This window comes from Sphingomonas sp. SORGH_AS_0870, assembly GCF_031453175.1.
Lineage (GTDB): Bacteria > Pseudomonadota > Alphaproteobacteria > Sphingomonadales > Sphingomonadaceae > Sphingomonas.
This window is the reverse complement of record NZ_JAVIYW010000002.1, coordinates 2,570,729-2,591,967: the sequence shown is the minus strand read 5'-3', so window position 1 is coordinate 2,591,967 and position 21,239 is coordinate 2,570,729. Positions and strand designations below refer to the sequence as shown.

22 protein-coding genes are annotated in these 21,239 nt (G+C 66.4%); 12 read left to right on the top strand and 10 right to left on the bottom strand.

Annotated elements, in window-relative coordinates:
• The first annotated feature begins 2 nt into the window (after positions 1–2).
• The 5 genes from cyoC to QE363_RS12085 are packed head-to-tail and all read left to right on the top strand — an operon-like array spanning position 3 to position 3,610.
• On the top strand, positions 3–641 hold the full coding sequence (gene cyoC, locus QE363_RS12105; protein ID WP_309695547.1) for a cytochrome o ubiquinol oxidase subunit III: 639 nt from the start codon (positions 3–5) through the stop codon (positions 639–641).
• Positions 638–1,045, top strand: coding sequence for a cytochrome o ubiquinol oxidase subunit IV (cyoD, locus tag QE363_RS12100; protein WP_373424621.1), 408 nt, complete (start codon positions 638–640; stop codon positions 1,043–1,045). Before cyoC ends, cyoD begins: the two co-directional genes overlap by 4 nt.
• Positions 1,045–1,767 carry an SURF1 family protein gene (locus QE363_RS12095; protein ID WP_309695545.1) on the top strand — a complete coding sequence of 241 codons (723 nt, stop codon included), beginning with the start codon at positions 1,045–1,047 and terminating at the stop codon, positions 1,765–1,767. The genes cyoD and QE363_RS12095 overlap by 1 nt, the downstream gene beginning before the upstream one ends.
• Positions 1,764–3,077 carry an ATP-binding protein gene (locus tag QE363_RS12090; RefSeq protein ID WP_405053182.1) on the top strand — a complete coding sequence of 438 codons (1,314 nt, stop codon included), beginning with the start codon at positions 1,764–1,766 and terminating at the stop codon, positions 3,075–3,077. Before QE363_RS12095 ends, QE363_RS12090 begins: the two co-directional genes overlap by 4 nt.
• Complete coding sequence (locus tag QE363_RS12085) at positions 3,077–3,610, top strand: response regulator transcription factor (RefSeq protein ID WP_307098875.1); 534 nt, start codon at positions 3,077–3,079, stop codon at positions 3,608–3,610. Before QE363_RS12090 ends, QE363_RS12085 begins: the two co-directional genes overlap by 1 nt.
• Before the next feature lie 42 nt (positions 3,611–3,652).
• Here QE363_RS12085 and QE363_RS12080 read toward each other — a convergent pair whose 3' ends face one another.
• From QE363_RS12080 to QE363_RS12060, 5 genes are all read right to left on the bottom strand, one after another.
• Positions 3,653–5,482, bottom strand: a complete 1,830-nt coding sequence (locus tag QE363_RS12080) for a DUF885 domain-containing protein (protein WP_309695542.1) — start codon at positions 5,480–5,482, stop codon at positions 3,653–3,655.
• A gap of 160 nt (positions 5,483–5,642) precedes the next feature.
• Positions 5,643–6,083 carry a hypothetical protein gene (locus QE363_RS12075; RefSeq protein WP_309695540.1) on the bottom strand — a complete coding sequence of 147 codons (441 nt, stop codon included), beginning with the start codon at positions 6,081–6,083 and terminating at the stop codon, positions 5,643–5,645.
• Positions 6,084–6,138: 55 nt separating this feature from the next.
• Positions 6,139–6,390 carry a phosphatase gene (locus tag QE363_RS12070; protein WP_307098869.1) on the bottom strand — a complete coding sequence of 84 codons (252 nt, stop codon included), beginning with the start codon at positions 6,388–6,390 and terminating at the stop codon, positions 6,139–6,141.
• Positions 6,387–6,740: a phage holin family protein gene (locus tag QE363_RS12065; RefSeq protein ID WP_309695538.1), complete on the bottom strand. Its 354-nt coding sequence runs from the start codon at positions 6,738–6,740 to the stop codon at positions 6,387–6,389. Before QE363_RS12065 ends, QE363_RS12070 begins: the two co-directional genes overlap by 4 nt.
• Positions 6,737–7,261 (bottom strand): hypothetical protein, encoded by a 525-nt coding sequence (locus tag QE363_RS12060; protein WP_309695536.1) that lies wholly within the window; start codon positions 7,259–7,261, stop codon positions 6,737–6,739. The genes QE363_RS12065 and QE363_RS12060 overlap by 4 nt, the downstream gene beginning before the upstream one ends.
• Before the next feature lie 158 nt (positions 7,262–7,419).
• Between QE363_RS12060 and eno the strand changes: the two genes are divergently transcribed.
• Together eno and QE363_RS12050 are read left to right on the top strand one after the other, a co-directional pair.
• Entirely contained in the window at positions 7,420–8,700 is a 1,281-nt protein-coding gene (eno, locus tag QE363_RS12055; protein WP_309695534.1) for a phosphopyruvate hydratase, read from the top strand.
• A gap of 23 nt (positions 8,701–8,723) precedes the next feature.
• Positions 8,724–9,044 carry a septum formation initiator family protein gene (locus QE363_RS12050; RefSeq protein ID WP_307098861.1) on the top strand — a complete coding sequence of 107 codons (321 nt, stop codon included), beginning with the start codon at positions 8,724–8,726 and terminating at the stop codon, positions 9,042–9,044.
• Positions 9,045–9,075: 31 nt separating this feature from the next.
• Here the strand turns inward: QE363_RS12050 and QE363_RS12045 are convergent, their stop codons facing one another.
• Positions 9,076–9,900: an alpha/beta hydrolase gene (locus tag QE363_RS12045; RefSeq protein WP_309695531.1), complete on the bottom strand. Its 825-nt coding sequence runs from the start codon at positions 9,898–9,900 to the stop codon at positions 9,076–9,078.
• Between the two features lie 182 nt (positions 9,901–10,082).
• Between QE363_RS12045 and QE363_RS12040 the strand changes: the two genes are divergently transcribed.
• On the top strand, positions 10,083–12,197 hold the full coding sequence (locus tag QE363_RS12040; RefSeq protein ID WP_309695529.1) for a prolyl oligopeptidase family serine peptidase: 2,115 nt from the start codon (positions 10,083–10,085) through the stop codon (positions 12,195–12,197).
• Positions 12,198–12,292: 95 nt separating this feature from the next.
• Positions 12,293–12,652, top strand: coding sequence for a hypothetical protein (locus QE363_RS12035; RefSeq protein ID WP_307098855.1), 360 nt, complete (start codon positions 12,293–12,295; stop codon positions 12,650–12,652).
• A gap of 59 nt (positions 12,653–12,711) precedes the next feature.
• Here the strand turns inward: QE363_RS12035 and QE363_RS12030 are convergent, their stop codons facing one another.
• A complete protein-coding gene (locus QE363_RS12030) occupies positions 12,712–13,272 on the bottom strand; it encodes a glycine zipper 2TM domain-containing protein (RefSeq protein ID WP_309695527.1) in 561 nt (186 codons plus the stop codon).
• A gap of 82 nt (positions 13,273–13,354) precedes the next feature.
• Positions 13,355–15,667 carry a UvrD-helicase domain-containing protein gene (locus QE363_RS12025; RefSeq protein ID WP_309695525.1) on the bottom strand — a complete coding sequence of 771 codons (2,313 nt, stop codon included), beginning with the start codon at positions 15,665–15,667 and terminating at the stop codon, positions 13,355–13,357.
• A gap of 207 nt (positions 15,668–15,874) precedes the next feature.
• Here QE363_RS12025 and QE363_RS12020 point away from each other — a divergent pair, with 207 nt between their 5' ends.
• The 3 genes from QE363_RS12020 (at position 15,875) to QE363_RS12010 (ending at position 19,292) form a co-directional block, all read left to right on the top strand.
• Positions 15,875–16,183, top strand: a complete 309-nt coding sequence (locus tag QE363_RS12020) for a UrcA family protein (RefSeq protein ID WP_309695523.1) — start codon at positions 15,875–15,877, stop codon at positions 16,181–16,183.
• Positions 16,184–16,310: 127 nt separating this feature from the next.
• Complete coding sequence (locus QE363_RS12015) at positions 16,311–17,951, top strand: anion permease (RefSeq protein ID WP_309695521.1); 1,641 nt, start codon at positions 16,311–16,313, stop codon at positions 17,949–17,951.
• A gap of 66 nt (positions 17,952–18,017) precedes the next feature.
• Positions 18,018–19,292, top strand: coding sequence for an MFS transporter (locus QE363_RS12010; protein ID WP_309695519.1), 1,275 nt, complete (start codon positions 18,018–18,020; stop codon positions 19,290–19,292).
• Here the strand turns inward: QE363_RS12010 and rsmD are convergent.
• Positions 19,283–19,819: a 16S rRNA (guanine(966)-N(2))-methyltransferase RsmD gene (rsmD, locus tag QE363_RS12005; protein ID WP_309695517.1), complete on the bottom strand. Its 537-nt coding sequence runs from the start codon at positions 19,817–19,819 to the stop codon at positions 19,283–19,285. The two genes, QE363_RS12010 and rsmD, sit on opposite strands and share 10 nt — an antisense overlap.
• The gene (locus QE363_RS12000) at positions 19,819–21,165 is read right to left on the bottom strand and encodes a pseudouridine synthase (protein ID WP_309695515.1); all 1,347 of its coding nucleotides are present in this window, start codon (positions 21,163–21,165) and stop codon (positions 19,819–19,821) included. The genes rsmD and QE363_RS12000 overlap by 1 nt, the downstream gene beginning before the upstream one ends.
• Positions 21,166–21,239: the final 74 nt, after the last annotated feature.

The window sequence follows — 21,239 nt, the reverse complement described above, 5'->3', positions numbered from 1 at the left end:
CCATGTCGACCGATGTTCTGAGCGCCGATCCGGCGAAGAACCCGACCTATTATCTGGTCGAGGACGAGGATCATCATCACGAATCCGGTGGCTCGACGGCCATCGGCTTCTGGATGTACCTGATGAGCGACTGCCTCATCTTCGCCATCCTGTTCGCCACCTATGGCGTGCTGGGCACCAGCTATGCGGGCGGGCCGACCCCGCGGGAGATTTTCGAACTCCCGCTGGTCGCGCTCAACACCTCGATGCTGCTGCTGTCGTCGATCACCTATGGCTTCGCCATGATCGCGATGGAGAAGAACCAGAAGTCGCACACGCTGATCTGGCTGGGCATCACCGGCCTGTTCGGTCTCGCCTTCCTGTCGATCGAGCTCTACGAATTCGCCAACCTCATCCATGAGGGCGCGGGTCCGCAGCGTTCGGCCTTCCTGTCGTCCTTCTTCACGCTGGTCGGCACGCACGGTCTGCACGTCACCTTCGGTTCGATCTGGCTGGTCACGCTGATGGTGCAGGTCGGCCGCTTCGGCCTGATCGAGGCGAACAAGCGGCGCCTGATGTGCCTGTCGATGTTCTGGCACTTCCTGGACGTCGTCTGGATCGGCGTCTTCACCTTTGTCTATCTGCTGGGAGTTCTCCGTTGAGCGCTCATCCTCCGCATGGTCATGGCGATCACGCCAATCTGGACCACGACCTCCACGCGCATGGCGATACGCACGGTCACGGCTCGATGAAGGGCTATATGATCGGGTTCGTGCTGTCGGTCATCCTGACGGCCATCCCGTTCTGGGCAGTGATGACCGGCGCGCTGGGCGATACCCAGACGACCGCGCTCGTCATCATGGGCTTGGCCTTCGTCCAGATCGTCGTCCACATGATCTACTTCCTCCACATGAACACCAAGTCGGAGGGTGGCTGGACGATGATGGCGCTGGTGTTTACCGCCGTGCTGGTCGTCATCACGCTGAGCGGATCGATCTGGGTCATGTATCACATGAACACCAATATGATGCCCGACATGGCCGCCCAGATGGGCGGTGGCATGTAATGACGGCCGCCGGCACGAGCGGTGAGCGGCGGGGCCGCTCGCCGCTGGGGCTGGCGATCCTGTCCGCGATCGGGATCGCCCTGATCGCGGGCTTCGTCTCCCTCGGCGTCTGGCAGTTGCAGCGCCGGGTCTGGAAGCTGGACCTGATCGCCCGTGTCGAGGCGCGGCTCCATGCCTCCCCGGTGGCGGCTCCGCCCGTCGCCGATGAAGACGACACCTATCGCCGCGTGACGGCACGCGGTGTCTTCCGCAACGATCGCGAAACCTTCGTCCAGGCGGTGACCGAGCGCGGTCCCGGCTATTGGGTGATGACTCCGCTGGTCGGCCCGCAATTTACCGTGTTGGTCAATCGCGGCTTCGTTCCGGCCGAAAGGCGCGCCGTTCACGATCGTCCCTCTGGTCCGGTTTCGGTGACCGGCCTGATCCGGATGACCGAGCCCAAAGGGGGCTTCCTGCGCTCCAACGATCCCGTGCAGGATCGCTGGTACTCACGCGACGTCTCCGCCATTGCCGCCGCCAAGCGCCTCGGCCCTGTCGCCCCTTATTTCATCGATGCCGACGCCACGGCCAATCCGGGCGGCTATCCGGTCGGCGGCCTGACCGTCGTCACCTTCCGCAACAGCCATCTGTCCTATGCGCTGACCTGGTTCGGTCTGGCGATCCTGACGGGCGTTGGGCTTGTGATCCTCTGGCGGGGCGGTCGGGACGGGAGTTCCGAGTGACGCCGGGCGCGCCGCCCTTCCTGCCGTTCACCGTCCGTCCGCGCGAGCCCGACGCGACGGCGGGCACCGCGAACATGCGCCAGCTGATCCATCTGCGCTGGATGGCGGTGGTGGGGCAGCTGGTGACGATCCTGGTTGTCAACCGCATCATGGGCGTGCAACTGCCCGTGGCGGCGATGATGGGCGTGCTAGCCATGGCGGTGGGGATCAACCTGCTCAGCCATCTGCGCCTTCGCTTCCACCGGATCACCAACACCGAATTGTTGTTCGCGCTGATGTTCGATGTCGGTACGCTGACGCTTCAGCTGTTCCTGTCGGGCGGGGCGACCAATCCCTTCATCTCGCTTTATCTAATCCAAGTGGTGCTCGGGGCGGTCTTGCTGGAGACCTGGTCCGCCTGGGCGCTGGCCGGGATCACGGGGCTGTGCTTCGGCCTGTTGTCGCTGCATCACCGCCCGCTGGCCTTTCCGTCCTGGCTGTTCGGCGACATTGCCGGGCTCCACACGCTGGGCAACTGGCTGAGCTTTGCGATCGTCGCCGGGCTGCTGATCCTCTTCGTGACCCGGATCAGCCGCAATCTGCGGCGCAGCGCCGCACGGCTCGCCGATCTGCGCCAACAGGCGTCGGAGGAGGAGCATATCGTGCGCATGGGCCTGCTCGCCTCGGGGGCGGCGCATGAACTGGGCACCCCGCTGGCCAGCCTCTCGGTGATCCTGAGCGACTGGCGCCGCGTCCCCAAGCTGCGCGACGACGCCGAGCTGATGGGCGAGATCGCCGAGATGCAGGCCGAGGTGCAGCGGTGCAAGGCGATCGTCACCAGCATCCTGCAATCGGCGGGCGAACCGCGCGGGGAGGCCGCAGAGCTGTCCGAGGTGGGCAGCTTCATCGACGCGATCGTCGGCGAATGGCGGCGCAGTCATGGCCAGATCCCGCTCGACTATCGCTCGATCGACGACGATGCGCCGATCGTGTCCGACCCGGCGATCAAGCAGGCGGTGTGGAACGTGCTGGACAATGCCGCAGAGGCCTCGCCGCACTGGGTGGGGCTGAGCGTCGTGCGCGAGGGCGGGGTGGTGGCGGTGCGTGTCTCCGATCGTGGCCCCGGCTTCACCGCCGCCACGCTGGCGCAGTTCGGACGACCGCAGCAATCGACCAAGGGCGAGGGGCATGGCGTCGGGCTGTTCCTCGCCTCCAGCGTGGTTCGCAAGCTGGGCGGCCGGGTCGAGGCGATCAACCGCGTCGAAGGTGGCGCGACGGTGACGCTGACCCTACCTCTCAGCATGATAGGCTTTTCGGATCGGGACATGTGATGGACGGCGAACGATCGCTGATAATTGTCGAGGATGACGAGACTTTCGCGCGCACGCTGCAACGTTCGTTCGAGCGGCGCGGCTATCAGGTGCGGGTGGCGGGAACGCCCGACATGCTCGTCGCCACACTGGCGGAGATGACGCCGCGCTATGCCGTGGTCGACCTCAAGCTGGGCCAGGCTTCAGGTCTGGCATGCGTCCAGACCCTCCATGCGCATGATCCCGAAATGCTGATCGTCGTGCTGACCGGCTTTGCCAGCATCGCCACGGCGGTCGAGGCGATCAAGCTGGGGGCGTGCCACTATCTCGCCAAGCCGTCCAACACCGATGATATCGAGGCGGCCTTCCACAAGGCGAGCGGCGATGCCACGACCGCGATCACCGATCGGCCCAGCTCGATCAAGACGCTGGAATGGGAACGGATCAACGAGACGCTGGCCGATACCAACTTCAACATCTCGGAAACCGCGCGGCGGCTGGGGATGCACCGCCGGACGCTCGCGCGCAAACTCGAAAAGCGTCACGTTCCCTGACGCGGTGCCGGGGGAGCGACCATGTGCCGCTCCCCCGGTCGATCAACCCCGGCGCTTTTCCGCCGCGATCCAGTCGTCGATCTTCTTCTCCAGCACCGGCATCGGCAGAGCGCCGGTGTCCAGCACCACCGCATGGAAACGCCGGGGATCGAACTTCACGCCGAGTTCCGCCTTGGCCTTAGCCTTGGCGCGGCTGATCGTGATCTGTCCGATCTTATAGGCCAGCGCCTGGCCCGGAATGGCGATATAGCGTTCGACCTCGGCGGTGGCATCGGTCCGCGCCATCGGCGAATTGGCCAGCATATAGGCAATCGCCTGGTCGCGGCTCCACCCCTTGGCATGGATGCCGGTATCGACCACCAGCCGCATCGCGCGCAGCATCTCGTCGCTCAGGCCGCCCATGCGCTGATAGGGATCGGTTTCCATCCCCAGTTCGGGCCACAGCGTCTCGGCATAGAGCGCCCAGCCTTCCGCATAGGCGGTGTTACCGCCGAAGCGCATGAAGGCGGGCAGGGCCGCATTCTCTTGTGCAAGGCTGATCTGGAAATGATGCCCCGGCACCGCTTCATGGAGATAGAGCGTCTCCATCTCCCACATATAGCGCGAGGGCAGGTCATAGGTGTTGTAATAGAAGACACCCGGCCGCGTCCCGTCGGGCGTGCCCCCCTGGTAAGAGCCGCCCGCATCGGTCTTCTCCTTGAAGGCGGGCACGGGGCGGATTTCGAGCGGCGTCTTGGGGATCAGCGAGAATTGCTCGCGGACGCGGGCGTCGATGCGGCGACCGATCGCCTCATAGCCTTCGCGCAGCTGTGCCGCCGACTGGGGCTGGAACCGCGTGTCGGTGCGCAGGAAGGTGAAGAAATCGGCCAGGCTACCCTTGAAGCCGACCGCCTGCTTCTGCACCTCCATCGCCTTCAGGATGCGTGCGACCTCGGACAGGCCGAGCTGGTGCACATCCTCGGCCTTGAGCGGCAGGGTGGTATTCTGCTCGATCAGATAGGCATAGAGCCGGTCGCCGCCCGGCATTCCCGACAGGCCGATGCTGTCGCGCGCGGCGGGCAGATAGGTATCGGCGAGAAAGGCCCGCATCCGCCGCTCGGCGGGGAGGATGACGTCGCGGATCTGCGTGGCATAGGCGGCCTTGAGCCGCGCCTGATCCGCCGCCGGAACGCTTGCGGGAAACTGACGGACCGGACCGTAGAAGGTCGATTGCTCGACCGGCCCGGCGAGCAGATTGTCGAACTGCGCGATCATGTTGCGAACGACGAGCTTGGGCTGAACCACGCCGCTAGCCATGCCCTGCCGAAAGCGGCCGATGGCTTCGTCGAGCAGCCGCGCATATTCGACGTTGCGCTTCAGGTTGTTCTCATAGTCCGCCACCGTATTGAACGGCGCCGCGCCCTGGCCCGAGGCGAATTCGGGATAGAAGGTCTGGATGCCGTAGAAATGATCCATCGGCCGCACGATGGTCAGCGCGACGATCGCGGGGTCATAGCCCTTGAGCGTGGTTTCGGTCTGCTGTCGAAAGACCTCATAGGCGATCTGGTTGGTCGCGGTCAGCCGGGCACGGTCGATTTGGCCAAGCCGCTTCAGGTCGCTTTCCGCTGCCTGCCGTTCGGCCTGGATATAGGCGTCCGAATAGAAGTCGCCGATCCGGTCGGCGCGGCGTATGTCGCCCCGGAAAAGACCGCTGATCGGATTGCGCGCCAGGCTGGCTTCGTCGCTGTCATGGAAAAGCTGCTTGAGCCGGGCATCCTCTTTGCCCTCGCCGGGCTGGGCGGGCGTCGGGGGCAGCGCCTGAGCGGCCGCGATGGCGAAGGGAACAGGCAGGGTGGCGGCAGCGAGCAAGGCGGCAAGGGGCAGAATGCGCAAGCGGAAATCCCGTTCTGATCGAGGAGATCCCATCCCTATAAACCGCAATCCCCGGCGACAAGGTGGTGTGGTCGTCCGCTTCGCTTCCGCATGAAAAGCGCGCCGTAACCCATGTTATGGGTCCGGCGCGCTGTCATTCGGTCAAGGGCTGTGGGCGGGGTCAGGCCGACTTGTTCGCCGCCGCCTTGGCCGCCGCCGATCCGGCATTGCTCGCCGCCTTAACGACATCGTCGAACAGCGACTTGGCACGGTCCTTCGCTGCGTCCTTCGTCAGCCCGGCTTCCTCCAGTTCGCGAAGGCCGGTCTCGCGCGCCGCCTGGGTGGCTTGGCGAATGGTTTCGCCCAACTTCTTGCCGACCGGCGCCAGCAGCTGCTTTTCACGCGGCGAACGCGGGATCAGCGCCCCGGCGAGCGCGCCGACCGCAAGGCCGCCGACCAGAATGCCCAGCGGATTGCCCTCGATGGTGCGCGCGGTCTTCTGCGCGATCTCGCCAGCCTTGTCCTTGGCATCGTGATAGGCATGCGACGCGGTCTCGCGACCATGGTCCAGCGTCTCGCGAAGCCGGCTATTCTGCTGATCGGTAGGGATTTCGGTGGTCATTGCGATCATCCTTCTGAACTACGGTGCCGACGGGCGCATCCGCCGGAAAACCAAATCAGCGCTTGCGCTTGAAGAGGCGTGCGATCCGCCGACGATTAAGCAGCAGCCCGATGACGGCGACGCCGCCCGCCACCGCGCCGGGATTGTTCTTCGCGCCTTCCAGACCGCATTTGGCGGCGGTCCGGCCCGCGTCCCGCGCCTGCGCAGCCAAGGCCTGCGGCTCCAGTCGCGCCTGGATGCGCGAGGCGGTCTTGTTCAGCCGCTCGCGCGCTTCGGCGGCCCGCAATTCGGCCTCGGCAACAGTCATGCCGCACCTCCCGCCAAGCGGCTCTTGCCGATCATCGCCAACACGCCTGCAATGATGACGACCAGGCCGACGACGATCAGCGTCGCGCCAAAGGGGCCGACCAACGGCGTCAGCGACAGGATCAGCCCGACGAGCAGCGCGACCAGCGCCGCAAGCCCGAGGACCGCCGCCGCACCGAAGAAGATCGCCGCGCTGCGATAACGGCCGACCTTGTCGCTGGCTTTCGCCTTGGCCAGATCGATCTCCGCCGCGATGAACGAGCGACCGTCATCGACCAGCTGCGACACCAGCGAGGTCAGCGTCTCGGGCTCGGGCACCCGCGCCGATAGGGGAGCAGCCGCCCGGGTCACGCCGTGGCGTCACCCGGCTCGCGGGTTTCGATACCCGACTGTACCACGCGCGCCAACACGAAGCCCAGTGCCGCCGCAATGCCGATCGCAACCGCCGGGCTCTTCGCGACGAAGGCGCGGGCGTCGTCGAGCAGTTCCTCGACGTCCTTGTCCTTGATCGCGCCGGACAGCGAGGTCACGCTGTCGGCCGCCGAACGGGCATATTGCCCATATTGGCTGCCCAGCTTCTCATCGACCTGACCGGCCGCATCGTTGAGCAGCTGCGCGACCTGATCGAGTGCCGATCCCGCCTTGGCCTTGCCGTCGCCCGCCAGCGCATAGACCTTGTCTACCGCCTGCTGCTGCACCTTGGTGGCGCCTTCCTTGACCGACTGCTTGGCATCCGCCAGTCCCGCCTTGGGCTTGTCATGCGCCTCCGCCTCGCTGGCGAACGGAGCCACTTCGGGCGCTACGCCCGCGTTGCCCGCGAAATTGGGAGTGGTGCTCTGCGTCGTCGGCAATGTGCCGTCGGTGTCGACCATAGGAAAATCCTTTCTCCAAGGCCCGGATCACCGGGCGATTTGCGTTCTAACCCCGGTGACGGAAGCACGGTTCCATGCTTTTCCCGCAATTGCCCTTCGTCGTGTCACGCGATAGAGCGCCGCCGAGACCTTCAAGGCTGATGTAGGAGCATCGTTACGTGACCGCAATCATCGACATCCACGGGCGCCAGATCCTGGACAGCCGCGGCAATCCCACGGTCGAGGTGGACGTTCTGCTCGAAGACGGCAGCTTCGGCCGCGCTGCCGTGCCCTCGGGCGCGTCGACCGGCGCGCATGAGGCGGTCGAACGCCGTGACGGCGACAAGAGCCGCTGGATGGGCAAGGGCGTCGAGGCGGCGGTCGAGGCGGTCAATGACGAGATCACCGACGCGATCCTGGGCATGGACGCCGAGGACCAGGCCGATCTGGACCGCGCCATGATCGAGCTGGACGGCACCGAGAACAAGGGGCGCCTGGGCGCCAACGCGATCCTGGGCGTCAGCCTGGCGGTGGCCAAGGCGGCGGCTGAGGCACGGGGCCTGCCGCTCTACAAATATGTCGGTGGCGTCTCGGCGCACCTGCTGCCGGTGCCGATGATGAACATCATCAATGGCGGCGAGCATGCCGACAATCCGATCGACTTCCAGGAATTCATGATCATGCCGGTCGGCGCGGCGAACATCGTGGAGGCGGTCCGCTGCGGCTCGGAAATCTTCCACACGCTGAAGAAGGCGCTGCACGAAAAGGGCCTAGCCACCGGCGTGGGCGACGAGGGCGGTTTCGCCCCCAACATCGCATCGACCACCGAAGCGCTCGACTTCATCATGGCCTCGGTCGAGAAGGCCGGGTACAAGCCGGGCGACGACGTGATGATCGCGCTCGACTGCGCCGCGACCGAGTTCTTCAAGGACGGCAAGTACAATATCTCGGGCGAGGGCAAGATCCTGTCGAGCCATGAGATGGCCGAGTATCTGGCGAACCTGACCCGACAGTACCCGATCCTGTCGATCGAGGACGGCATGGCCGAGGACGATTGGGAAGGCTGGAAGGCGCTGACCGACCTGATCGGCGACAAGGTGCAGCTGGTTGGCGACGATCTGTTCGTCACCAACCCGAAGCGTCTGAAGAAGGGCATCGAAGGCGGCTATGCCAACTCGCTGCTGGTGAAGGTCAACCAGATCGGCACGCTGACCGAGACGCTGGAGGCCGTGTCGCTGGCGCAGCGTTCGCGCTACACCGCCGTCATGTCGCACCGTTCCGGCGAGACCGAGGACGCGACCATCGCCGACCTGGCGGTCGCGACCAACTGCGGCCAGATCAAGACGGGCAGCCTTGCGCGTTCGGACCGGCTCGCCAAGTACAACCAGCTGATCCGGATCGAGGAAGAGCTGGGCGACTCGGCGCGCTATGCCGGTCGCGATATTCTGATCCGCGCTTGAAATCGAAGGGCGTCGATACAATTATGGCCGCTGTGACCAAGTCGACGCCTTTCATGCGGACCATGCGGCGGGCTGCCTTGCCCGCGCTCGGGTTGACGATCGTTGCGTTCTTCGGTGCCTATGCGGTGCTGGGGCGCAACGGTCTGCTCGCTTATGGCGAGTATCAGCGGCAGTTGGTGAAGCGCGAACAGGATTATGCCGCGCTCGACAAGCGGCGGACCATCCTGAAGAACCGTGTCGCGCTGCTCGATCCTGACCACGCCAATCCCGACATGGTCGATGAGATGGTGCGCAAGGAACTGAACGTCGCGCATCCGGACGAGGTGATCGTCCCGTTGAAATAAGGGCGACCCCGTCGGGGGCCGCCCTTTTCCATTATCGACCCAGGAAGGTCAGCAGGTCGCCGGTCAGGCGATCGGCATGGGTGACGTTGAGCCCGTGCGGTGCGCCGTCATATTCGACCAGTTGCGACCCGGATATACCCGCCGCCGCCGCGCGGCCCGCCGGATCGATCGGCACGGTCTGGTCGCCGGTGCCATGGACGACCAATGTTGGCACGCGGAAGGCGGGCAGGTCGGGCCGGAAATCGGTCTGGCTGAAGGCCTCGGCACAGGCCAGCGTGGGCTTCAACCCCGCCTGCATCGCAACGCCGGTCGCCCAGTCGAGCACTTCGTCGCTGACCGGGCTGGAGATATAGCCCACGCCGAAAAACTGCTTGAAGAAAGTATGGCGCAGGAAATGCGCGCGGTCGTCGCGCAGGCCCTGGGCGATCTGGTCGAACACCGACTGGTCGGTGCCCTGCGGATTGTCGTCGGTCTTGGGCATATAGGGAACGACCGAAGCGATCAGCCCGGCCGCGATCACGCCCTTGCCGTCGTGGCGGCTCATATAGCGGGCCACCTCGCCGCCACCCATCGAAAAGCCGATCAGCGCGGCGTCCTGCGCGCCCGTCGCCTCCAGCACATCGGCCAGATCGTCCGACAGCGTGTCATAGTTGTAACCCGACCAGGGCTGGCCCGAACGGCCAAAGCCGCGCCGATCATAGGCGATGGCGCGGAAACCGGCTTCGGCCAGCCCCATCATCTGCTTGTCCCACATATCGGCCGACAGCGGCCAGCCATGGATGAGGACGACCGGACGGCCTTCGCCCCAGTCCTTGACATAGATGTCGGTCCCGTCACGCGTCTTCACATAAGGCATCGCCAACTCCTTGACGTTCTTGTGGTAAGCGGAAGGGGGAACGGGCCGCCCGAGCCACCGTTCCGTCGCCATGCCGCCATCACTGCGATGTGGGCCGCGTGCGATTTTTCGGGACATGACGCATTGCCAGCGGCGGGTGATGAAGTCACATTCGCCCCCATTCAGGATATGGAGCATGACGAATGCGGGGATGGCGGTGGATGCTGGCCGGATCGATGCTGGCGACACAGGTTGCGGGGGCCCCGGCGATGGCCCAGATGAGCACGATGACGGAGAATGACCCCTATATCTGGCTGGAGGACAAGGATGGCGCCAAGGCGCTGTCCTGGGTCGAGGCCGAAAATGCCAAGACACTGCCCCGGTTGCAGAATGATCCGCGCTATCAGACCTTCTACCAGCAGGCGCTGGCTATCGCCTCGGCGAAGGATCGCATTCCGATGCCGGGCCAGATGTATGGCCGCATCGTCAATTTCTGGCGCGACACCGATCACCCCCAGGGGCTGTGGCGCTGGACGACCGAGGCCGACTACGCCACCGCCAATCCCCGCTGGACGACCCTGCTCGACCTGGATGCGCTGAGCAAGGCCGAGGGCAAGAAATGGGTGTGGAAGGGCGTCAGCTGCCTCAGCCCCGAGGAAAGGTTCTGCTTGGTCGCGCTGTCGGAGGGAGGCGAGGATGCGATCGAGTATCGCGAGTTCGACATGGCGACCGGTGGCTTCGTACCCGATGGTTTCCGCCTGTCGACCTCCAAGCAGGGCGCGGCATGGCTAGACAAGGACACGCTGCTGGTCAGCCGAGACTGGGGGCAGGGGACCCTGACCAAGTCGAGCTATCCCTTCGTCGTGAAGATGGTCCGGCGCGGACAGCCGCTGTCACAGGCGACTGAGATCTTCCGGGGCGAGCCGTCGGACGAGCTGGGCACCTATGCGGGTGTGCTGACCGATGCCCAGGGCCACCGCGCGGTCGTGATCGAGCGGCGGCGAACCTTTTTCGGCGGCGACAAGCTGTTCTGGACGCCGCAGGGCGGGGCCAAGGCGATCGCCATGCCCGCGCGCGCCTTCCCCGCCGGGATGGTCGATGGCCGCGTGATCTTCCAGACCAGCGACGCATGGGGCTCGTTCCCGGCCGGTTCGGTCGTCTGGGCGCCGCTGTCCGAGCTGGAGGCGGGCAGGATCACCCCGCGCGCGCTGTTCACCCCGACCGACCGCCAGGCGGTGGAGGGCGTGTCGACCACGAAGGACCGCGTGGTCATCACCTATATCGACAATGTCCGGGGCCGGGCGAGCGTCTTTGCCCCCACCGCCACCGGCTGGGCGTCCTCGGCGGTGCAAGTGCCCGACAATATGACCGTCGACGTGGCCAGCACGAGCGACCGGTCGGACATCGTCTATCTGTCGACCTCGGGCTTCACGACCCCGACCGTCCTGTCGCGCTTCGATGCGGCGAAACCGTCCGCGCCGCAGGTGCTCAAGACGCTGCCCGCCCGGTTCGACGCGACCGGCGCGACGGTCCATCAATATGAGGCGGTGTCGACCGACGGCACCAAGATCCCCTATTTCGTCGTCCTGCCCAAGGGCGCGAAGCTGGACGGCACCACGCCGACGCTGATGACCGCCTATGGTGGATTCGAGATTGCGCGGCTGCCCTATTATCTGGGGTCGACCGGCAAGATCTGGACCGAGCGCGGCGGGGCGTTCGTGCTCGCCAATATCCGGGGCGGCGGCGAGTTCGGGCCGAAATGGCATGACGCGGGCCGCAAGACCAAGCGGCAGATCATCTATGACGACTTCGCCTCGGTCGCCAAGGACCTGTTCGCCCGGCATATCACCAGCCCGCAGAAGCTGGGCATCTATGGCGGCTCGAACGGCGGCCTGCTGATGGGGGTCGAACTGACCCAGCATCCCGAGCTGTGGAAGGCGGTGACGATCCAGGTCCCGCTGCTCGACATGGTCCGCTATCAAAAGATCGCGGCGGGTGATTCGTGGAAGGACGAATATGGCTCGATCGACGTGCCCGAAGAGGCCGCGTTCCTGCGCAAGATCTCGCCCTATGCCAATATCCGCAAAGGCGTCGCCTATCCCGAGCCCTATATCTGGACGACCACCAAGGACGATCGGGTCGGGCCGCAACATGCCCGCAAGTTCGCGGCGCGGCTGGGTGAATATGGCATCCCCTATCTCTTCTACGAGGATATGGCGGGTGGCCATTCGGGCGACGCCGACATCGCGCAGGGCGCCCGGCTGAATGCCCAGCAGATGGTCTATTTCGCCCAGAAACTGATGGGCCCGGCGAAGTGAACCAGGGGGCGCGAGCGCATGCCGTTCGCTCGCGCCATTTATCGATGGGCGATTGCGGCGTAATTGCTCTTGCTGCGTTGCGGCAGGACGGGCAAATGCAGGGCATGACCGATATGACGACGACCGAGCGCCGTCCGGCTGAGCCGGCGGCGGGCGCTCCTGCGATCATCTTCGAAGCCATTGTGAAGATGCAGGCGGTGTCCGCCATGTATAATCGCGGCGAAGTGGTGTTGGCGCCCCATGTGATCTACACGCGGCATGACGAGCTGTACGTCGATGCCACGACCGTCGAGCGGGACGGCAAGCCGCCGCGCGAGGAAAAGATGGGGACGTTCAAGCTGGCGGGCTTGGGCTCGCTGCGCCTGACCCCGCGCCGCTTCCCCGCCAGCGCGCTGTTCGAGCGGGATGCGGAGAAATACAGGAACTGCGCCCTGATGATGGTCGATCCCGCCTGATCGGGCATCGCTGAAATCTCGGGCGGGCGGGTGTTCCCCGACCGCCCCCAAATGTCGGATCAGCGGCAGCGGACCTGGTTCTGCTCGATCGACCGCCCGGCCAGCGCACCACCCGCCGCGCCCAGCAGCGTCGCGATCGTGCTGCTTCGCCCGCCGACCAGATTGCCCAATATGCCGCCCGCCGCGCCGCCGATGATCAGGCCGGTCGTGCCGTCCGACCGACGGCAATAATAACGGCCATCGGTGCCCGCATAGACACGATCCTGCGGTTGCAGCACGCGCTCGCGATATTGCGGGCCGTCCCGATAATCGCCGACCGGGTCGTAATAGGGTTCGCCATTGGCATAGCCATCCGCCGGGATCGACGGTGCAACACGATAGCCACCGGGACCGCCGGACGGCGGCGGGGCAGGGCGGTCATAGCCGTCGTCATATCCGCCACGTTCGCGCCGCGACAGATACAGCTCGGCCTCCTGACGGTAGATCTGATATTCCCGGTCGAACCGCGCCTGTGCCGCGCGGAAGCGCGCATCGTCGGCGGCGGTCTGTGCCGTGGCGGGAATGGCAGTCAGGGTGACGGCCGTCGTGATCGCGACGGTGGCCAAGCGGCGAAAGCCCATCGGTTATCCTCCAACGCCCGGACAATCGGGCGATGCGACCGATACGGCTACGAATCGATATGGTTCCTGAACGACGCCCGGATCAGGCGACGCTTTTGGTGACGAAGCTGTCCATCACCCGCTTACGCCCCGCCTGTTCGAAATCGATCTCCAGCTTGTTGCCCTCGATCGCGGCGATCGCCCCATATCCGAATTTCTGGTGGAAGACCCGGTCGCCCACGCCCAGGTCGTCGCGCCCCTTTTGCCCCAGCCCGACCGAGGGTGCGCGCGACTCGACGATCCGCGCGGGGCGCGTCGGCGTCGCGCTCTGGCTGGTCGCCGCTCGCTGCCAGCCCGGCCCGCGCCCCGTCCCCCGCGCCACATTGGCGAAGGGGTCGGCATGTTCGGACCAGTTGGCGCGCCACAGACTTTCGCCGCCGGTCATGCTCGTCTCGCTGTCGATATGCTCGGGCGGCAGTTCGCCGACGAAGCGGCTCGGCAGGCTGGAGGTCCATTGGCCATAGATGCGGCGGTTGGCTGCATGCAGGATCACCGCCTTGCGCCGCGCGCGGGTGATCGCGACATAGGCGAGGCGCCGTTCCTCCTCCAGGCTGCGCGTGCCGCCTTCATCGATCGCCCGCTGCGAGGGGAACAGCCCTTCCTCCCAGCCCGCGAGGAAGACGGTGTCGAACTCCAGCCCCTTGGCGGCGTGGATCGTCATGATCGTCACCTCGGGCTCGCGCTGGTCGCCGTCGCGTTCCATGACCAGCGACACATGCTCCAGAAACGCGCCGAGCGACTCGTAATCCTCCATCGCGCGGACGAGTTCGGACAGGTTCTCCAGCCGCCCGGCCGCCTCCGCCGACTTCTCGTTCTGGTACATGGCGGTATAGCCGCTCTCGTCCAGCAGCTGTCGGGCAAGTTCGGGGTGCGGCAGGTCGCGGGCCATGTCGCGCCACCGGGCGATGTCGCCGATCAGATTGCCAAGGCTCCGCCGCGCCTGCGGGGTCAGTTCGTCGGTGTCGAGGATACGCGCCGACGCCAGGGTCAGCGGCAGGCCCTCGGCCCGCGCCAATTGGTGGATCTTGGCCAGCGCCTTGTCGCCCAGCCCGCGCTTGGGAACGTTGACGATCCGCTCGAACGCCAGATCGTCCGATGGCTGGTTGACCACCCGCAGATAGGCCAGCGCATCGCGGATTTCGGCGCGCTCGTAGAAGCGGAAGCCGCCGACGATCCGGTACGGCAGGCCGATCGCGATGAAGCGATCCTCGAACTCGCGCGTCTGGTGCGAGGCGCGGACCAGGATCGCAATGTCGCCATAGGAGGTGCCGGATCGCCGCGCCGCCTCGATCTCCTCGCCGACGCGGCGGGCCTCTTCGGGACCGTCCCAGACGCCCAGCACCCGGACCTTTTCGCCCACGTCGAGTTCGGTCCACAGCGTCTTGCCCAGCCGCCCGCCATTATTGGCGATCACGCCCGACGCCGCCCCCAGGATATGCGGGGTCGAACGGTAATTCTGTTCCAGCCGGATGACCTTGGCACCGGGGAAGTCCCGCTCGAAGCGCAGGATATTCTCCACCTGCGCGCCGCGCCAGGAATAGATGGACTGGTCGTCGTCGCCGACGCACGCGATATTCTTGCGTGCCTGCGCGAGCAGCCGCAGCCAGAGATACTGGACGCTGTTGGTGTCCTGATATTCGTCGACCATGATGTAGCGGAAACGCTGCTGATAATGCTCCAGCACATCGCGATGCGTCTTCAGGATGGTCAGCATGTGGAGTAGAAGATCGCCGAAGTCGCAGGCGTTCACGCTGCGCAGCCGGTCCTGATACTGGCGATACAGCTCGGCCCCGCGGCCATTGGCATAGCGTTCGGCCTCGCCCGCATCGATATCGCCGGGGACCAGCCCCTTGTTCTTCCACTCGTCGATCAGCCCGCCGAGCGCCCGTGCCGGGAAGCGCTTCTCGTCAATATCGGCCGCGACGATCAGCTGCTTGAGCAGGCGGAGCTGGTCGTCGGTGTCGAGGATGGTGAAGTTCGACTGGAGCCCGACCAACTCGGCATGGCGGCGCAGCATCTTGGCACCGATGGCATGGAATGTGCCCAGCCATGGCATCCCTTCGACGGCATCGCCGACCAGCCGCCCGACGCGTTCCCGCATCTCGCGTGCGGCCTTGTTGGTGAAGGTGACGGACAGGATTTCGGAAGGCCAGGCCTTGCGGGTGTAGAGCAGATGCGCCAGCCGCGCGGTCAACGCCGCCGTCTTGCCCGTGCCCGCGCCCGCCAGCACCAGGACCGGGCCATCGGTGGTCAGCACCGCCTCACGCTGTGCCGGGTTCAGCGTGCGCAGATAGGGGTAATCGGCCATTTGTCCGGTGGAAATCCGGGCGGGATCGGCGGAGGGAGCGACGGTCATCGCGAACAGTTAGGGAACGTTGGCCGCCGGGGCAACCTTCGGCCGTTCGATGGCGATGCTGTGTCATAGCGGGATCTGTCACACGGGCGTCCCACGCCCGACCCGAAACCGACATGCGGGCGGCCTAGGGGCGGTGCGTGCCGACGAGCGACGGGGTGGAAACACCGACGCCGCCGTGACGGGCACGACCCCATGCAGGAGCTTCCCATGAGCAAGATCTTTGCCGTCGCCCTTGCGACCTCGTTTTTCCTATCCGGTACCTCCGTCCAGGCGCAGATCCGCGAACCGGTCAGCATCAAGGTCCGTCACGCCGATCTCGATCTCCATCGACCCGATCACCGGGCGATGCTCGACGCCCGCATTCGTCGCGCGGCGGCGATCGTATGCGGACCCATCACCAATGATCTGGCGCAGAACGAAGGCGTGACCCGGTGTCGCGCCGAGATGCAGGCCGACGCCGCCGTGAAGGTCGCCACGCTGCTCGCCGCCCCCGTCATGCTGGCCAGCACGCGATAAGGGCCTGTCCGGGATAGGGCGGGACGTCGCACGAGGGCGTCCCGCCGCATCCCGGCATGGCATTCGCCACGGCTTACGGGCCCGGCGTCATAAAAACGTCACCTCCGTGGCGCAACGGACGTTCATCATGACACCTTATGCGCTTGCCGGCGGGGAATCCGAATCTCGCATTCGTGGACCGAAGCTCGATGCGTCGCTGCATCCGTCAGGGCGGTGGATTTTCCTCGCGCTGATCGTCGGTGGCCTGGCCTATGCGGGGGTCAGCATCCTGAGCGATACGGCACGGGTCGGCGAGCCGATGGCGGTCGGTGTCTTCGCCTTTCTGGGCCTCGCTCTGCTGATCGCGCTGGGCTTCGAGTTCGTCAACGGCTTCCACGATACCGCCAATGCGGTGGCGACGGTGATCTATACCCATTCGCTTCCCGCGCCGGTGGCCGTCATATGGTCGGGTTTCTTCAACTTCCTCGGCGTCGTCACCTCCACCGGCGCGGTCGCCTATTCCATCATCACCCTGCTGCCGATCGATCTGATGCTGCATGTCGGATCGGCGGGCGGGTTCGCGATGATCTTCGCGCTGCTGCTGGCGGCGGTGATCTGGAATCTGGCGACCTGGGCGGTGGGGCTGCCCAATTCGTCCAGCCACGCGCTGATCGGGTCGATCCTGGGAGTCGGCCTCGCCAACCAGCTTCTGTCCAGCATCCCGGGCACATCGGGCGTCGACATGGAGCAGGTGCGGAAAGTGCTGTCCGCGCTGCTGTTCAGTCCGCTGATCGGCTTTGCCGGTGCGCTGATGCTGCTCCTCGTCATGAAGCGTTTTTTCCGCGACGACCGCCTGTATCGCGAACCCGAGGGCGATACGCCCCCGCCGCGCGGCATCCGGGCGCTGCTGATCTTCACCTGCACGGCGGTCAGCTTCGCGCATGGCGGCAATGACGGGCAGAAGGGGATGGGGCTGATCATGCTGATCCTGATCGGCTGCGCGCCCACCGCCTATGCGCTCAACCGGACGCTGCCCGAAAGTGCGATGCCCGCCTTTGTCCGCAGCGCCGACATCGCCTCCGCCGCCTATGCCGCGCACGGCACCGGCCATGTGGTCCCGCTGGACCAGGCCCGCGCCGCCGTCGTCGATGGCGTGCGCGCCAAGGCGATCGATACGCCGCAGGTCTATGAGGGCCTGTCGGTTCTGTCGCACGACATTGGCGAGCGGATCGCCGATTACGGCACGCTCAGCCGCGTACCCGCAGCGATCGTTCCCAATCTGCGCAACGATATGTATCTGGTTCTCGATACCACCCGGATGGTGACCAAGGACGAAGGCGCCAAGAGCCGTTTCACCGCCGGTCAGATCGAGTCGCTCAACGGCTATGCCAAGCAGCTGGAGCGCGGCACCCGCTATATCCCGCTCTGGGTGAAGATCACGGTCGCCCTGGCGCTGGGCCTGGGGACGATGGTCGGCTGGCGGCGGATCGTGGTCACGGTCGGCGAGCGGATCGGCAAGACGCATCTGACCTATGGCATGGGGGCGGCGGCCGAGCTGATGACGGCGGCGACGATCCTGCTCGCCGACCAGCTGGGGCGGCCGGTGTCGACCACGCATATCCTGTCCTCCGGCGTCGCCGGTGCCTCGGTCGCCAATGGCGCCGGGCTGCAGGCGCGGACGATCCGCAACATGGCGCTCGCCTGGATCATGACCCTGCCGGTCGCGATGCTGCTGTCGGGCACGCTTTACTGGCTGCTGCTGAAGCTGACCGAGGTGCTCGCGGGCTGATCCGGCCTGCCGGGTCGCAGCTTATAGGTCTTTACGGCGGCATTTGGCTTCTGCCACAGCGGGCGGATGACCCGTGCCTCGACACCTTCGCACCGCCATATCCTGCTGGCCAGTCTGACCGGGACGGCGGTCGAGTTCTACGATTTCTATATCTATGCAACGGCGGCGGCGCTGGTGTTCGGGCCGCTCTTCTTCCCCGCCTCCTCGGCGGCGGCGCAATTGCTGTTGTCCTATGCCAGCTTCGGGCTCGCCTTCGTCGCGCGGCCGGTTGGCGCGATCGCCTTTGGTCACTTCGGCGACCGGGTCGGGCGAAAGTCGACGCTGGTGGTCAGCCTGATGCTGATGGGCGGATCGACCGTCGCCATCGCCTTCCTGCCGACCTATGCGCAGGCGGGCTGGATCGCCCCGTTGCTGTTGTGCATCGCGCGACTGGGACAGGGGCTGGGGCTGGGCGGCGAATGGGGTGGAGCGGCGCTGCTGGCGGTGGAGAATGCGCCGCCGGGGCGTCGCAACACCTGGGGCATGTTTCCTCCGCTTGGCGCGCCGGTCGGCTTCATCCTGGCGAACGGCTTTTTCCTGCTCCTGGGTCTCGTCCTGACCGATGTGCAATTCCGCGCCTGGGGGTGGCGACTGCCGTTCCTGGCCAGTGCGGTGCTGGTGATGCTCGGCCTGTGGGTCCGCCTGCGGCTGACGGAGACACCGGATTTCGCCGAGGCCAAGCGGACCGAAGCCCTGCCGCGCGTGCCGATCGCGACGTTGTTGCAGGGGCATGGTCGTGCGCTGCTGGCGGGGACGGGCGGGGTGATCGCCTGTTTCGCCATCTTCTACCTCGCGACCGCCTTCGCGCTGGGCTATGGCACCAGCGCCCTTGGCTATCCGCGTGAGGCGTTCCTGGGCGTCCAGCTCGTCGCGATCCTGTTCCTGGCGCTGGGCGTCGTGGTGTCGAGCGTGATGGCCGATCGCCGTGGCGCGTCCATGATGCTGGCGCTGGGCTTTGCCGGATGTGCGCTGGTCGGCGTCGCAATGGGGCCGATGCTGGGATCGGGATCGCTGGCCATCGTCTTCGTCTGGCTGGCAGCGGCGCTGTTCGTGATGGGGTTCGCCTATGGTCCGCTGGGCGGCTGGCTCCCCGCGCTGTTCCCGGCGGGGGTGCGCTATACCGGCGTCTCGATGACCTTCAATCTGGGCGGGATCATCGGCGGTGCGCTGGCGCCGATCGCGGCACAGGCGCTGACCGAGCGCGGCGGGCTGAACTGGGTCGGCGGCTATCTGGTCGCCGCGGGCCTGCTCAGCCTCGCCGGGCTGACGTTGATGCGGGGGCGGAGCCTGGCTCAGCCCTGACGCAACAGGGTCAGCCGCGCCTTGCCATGGACGCGCGAGGCGTCGACGATGAAGCCCGGCAGGTCGATTTCTTCCTGCTTGGCCGTCTCGATACTGATCCAGGTGCCCGCCGCCACCCAACCCAGCCGGGTCAGCTTGTCGAGCGCCACGACGCCCGCGCCGGTGCCATAAGGCGGATCCATCAGGATCAGATCGAGCGGCTGGCGCGCGGGGCCCAGCGCCAGCACAGAGGTCGCCCGGACATCGCCCGTCGCCCCCAGCTTGGCGAGATTGGCGCGTAGCGCGTCCAGCGCCCCGCGATCCTGCTCGACGAACAGGCACGACGCCGCGCCGCGCGATAGCGCCTCGATCCCCAGCGCGCCCGATCCGGCGAAGAAGTCGCCGACCGCCAGTCCCTCGAAATCGCCCAACCGCGCCGCGAGCATCGAGAACAGGGCTTCGCGCGTGCGATCGGCGGTTGGGCGCGTGACGTCACCCTTGGGCGCGACCAGCGGGCGGCCCCGCCACTCTCCGGCAATGACGCGCATCAGCGATTTCCTCCCGGACGACCGGGCCGTCCGTTACGCCCACCGCCAAAGGGGCGTCTGCCGCCCGATGGTGCGGGCGGTCGCGGCCCCCGCGATGGCCGATCACCGCCCGAGGGCGCCGCGTCGGACCGCGCCCGGAAAGAACGATCCCCCCCGGAGGGGCGTTCGCCGCCACGCGCGGGTCTTTCGTCACGAGCGCCGCGTCCCGTGGGTCCGGCATCCGGCCGCGAACGGAAGGGGCGCTCGGCGCCCCGTGCAGGCCGATCCTCGCGAACGCCGCGCCCGCTCGGTCCGGCATCCGTCCGGGCGCGAAAGGGACGCTCCCCCCCGGACGGCCGTTCGCCACGGGCAGGACGCTCGTCACGCGGCCCCCGTCCTGACGGCGCATTTTCGGATCGCGGGCGGAAGGAACGCTCCTGCCGGTCGCCGGAGCGTGGCGCACCGGGACGCGCGCGCTCGCCGAACGGTGTTGAAGCGCGAGGCTTGGCGTCGCGCCGGGGCGTGGCATCCTGGTCCGCCGTGCGCCTTGCCTCGGGACGGGCCGGGCGTTCCGGTTTGGCATTCGTGGGCGGCGTGCGGAAACCGGCGCGGGGCGTCGGGCGGACGGCATCGGCGGGGATGCCGCCCAGAAGGGTCTTGCGGAACTCGACGATCTGCGCGCCCTTGACCTCGCCGATCTCGCCGACCGGCAGATCGTCCAGGACGAAGGGGCCATAGCGCAGGCGGATCAGGCGGCTGACCTGAAGGCCCAGATGTTCGAGGACGCGCCGGACCTCGCGATTCTTGCCCTCGCGCAAGGTCATCTCGATCCAGACATTGGCGCCCGTGCGACGCTCCAGATTGGCGTCGATCTGGCCATAGCGGATGCCGTCGATTTCGATCCCGTGGATCAGATCCTCGAGCTGCGCCTGGGTGATGTCGCCATAGGCGCGCGCGCGATAGGTCCGCTCCACCCCGGTCGCGGGCAGTTCCAGCTGGCGCTTGAACCCGCCATCGGTGGTCAGCAGCAGCAGCCCCTCGGTATTGAGGTCGAGCCGCCCGACCGGCACGAGGCGCGGCAGCCCGGCGGGCAAACGGTCATAGATGGTCGGCCGCCCGGCGGGATCGCGTTCGGTCACCAACAGGCCGTTGGGCTTGTTGTAGAGGAACAGCCGCGTGGGTTCGGGCGCGGCGACCGGTTGGCCGTCGACCGTCACTCCGTCGAGCGAGGAAAGCAGCGTCGCGGGCGTGTCGATCGTCGTGCCGTTCAGCGCGATCCGACCCTCGGCGATCATCCGCTCGACTTCCCGGCGCGAGGCGACCCCGGCCCGGGCCAGCAGCTTGGCGATACGTTGTTCTGGTGTCATGATCCACGCTGATACATAGGGTGTCGCGCAAAGGAAAATATTTGCGTCGTTTCCCCCGACAATGCGTTAGGCGC

What these genes read in the sequence shown, in the direction of transcription:
- QE363_RS12095 (WP_309695545.1), top strand. Translation starts at nt 1,045, where the DNA reads ATGACGGCCGCCGGCACGAGCGGTGAGCGGCGGGGCCGCTCGCCGCTG.
- rsmD (WP_309695517.1), bottom strand. Translation starts at nt 19,819, where the DNA reads ATGCGCGTCATTGCCGGAGAGTGGCGGGGCCGCCCGCTGGTCGCGCCC.
- QE363_RS12070 (WP_307098869.1), bottom strand. Translation starts at nt 6,390, where the DNA reads ATGACTGTTGCCGAGGCCGAATTGCGGGCCGCCGAAGCGCGCGAGCGG.
- QE363_RS12045 (WP_309695531.1), bottom strand. Translation starts at nt 9,900, where the DNA reads ATGCCTTATGTGAAGACGCGTGACGGGACCGACATCTATGTCAAGGAC.
- QE363_RS12075 (WP_309695540.1), bottom strand. Translation starts at nt 6,083, where the DNA reads ATGACCACCGAAATCCCTACCGATCAGCAGAATAGCCGGCTTCGCGAG.
- QE363_RS12035 (WP_307098855.1), top strand. Translation starts at nt 12,293, where the DNA reads ATGCAGGGCATGACCGATATGACGACGACCGAGCGCCGTCCGGCTGAG.
- QE363_RS12050 (WP_307098861.1), top strand. Translation starts at nt 8,724, where the DNA reads ATGGCCGCTGTGACCAAGTCGACGCCTTTCATGCGGACCATGCGGCGG.
- QE363_RS12060 (WP_309695536.1), bottom strand. Translation starts at nt 7,261, where the DNA reads ATGGTCGACACCGACGGCACATTGCCGACGACGCAGAGCACCACTCCC.
- QE363_RS12000 (WP_309695515.1), bottom strand. Translation starts at nt 21,165, where the DNA reads ATGACACCAGAACAACGTATCGCCAAGCTGCTGGCCCGGGCCGGGGTC.
- QE363_RS12085 (WP_307098875.1), top strand. Translation starts at nt 3,077, where the DNA reads ATGGACGGCGAACGATCGCTGATAATTGTCGAGGATGACGAGACTTTC.
- QE363_RS12040 (WP_309695529.1), top strand. Translation starts at nt 10,083, where the DNA reads ATGCGGGGATGGCGGTGGATGCTGGCCGGATCGATGCTGGCGACACAG.
- QE363_RS12015 (WP_309695521.1), top strand. Translation starts at nt 16,311, where the DNA reads ATGACACCTTATGCGCTTGCCGGCGGGGAATCCGAATCTCGCATTCGT.
- QE363_RS12030 (WP_309695527.1), bottom strand. Translation starts at nt 13,272, where the DNA reads ATGGGCTTTCGCCGCTTGGCCACCGTCGCGATCACGACGGCCGTCACC.
- QE363_RS12025 (WP_309695525.1), bottom strand. Translation starts at nt 15,667, where the DNA reads ATGACCGTCGCTCCCTCCGCCGATCCCGCCCGGATTTCCACCGGACAA.
- QE363_RS12010 (WP_309695519.1), top strand. Translation starts at nt 18,018, where the DNA reads ATGACCCGTGCCTCGACACCTTCGCACCGCCATATCCTGCTGGCCAGT.
- QE363_RS12020 (WP_309695523.1), top strand. Translation starts at nt 15,875, where the DNA reads ATGAGCAAGATCTTTGCCGTCGCCCTTGCGACCTCGTTTTTCCTATCC.
- cyoC (WP_309695547.1), top strand. Translation starts at nt 3, where the DNA reads ATGTCGACCGATGTTCTGAGCGCCGATCCGGCGAAGAACCCGACCTAT.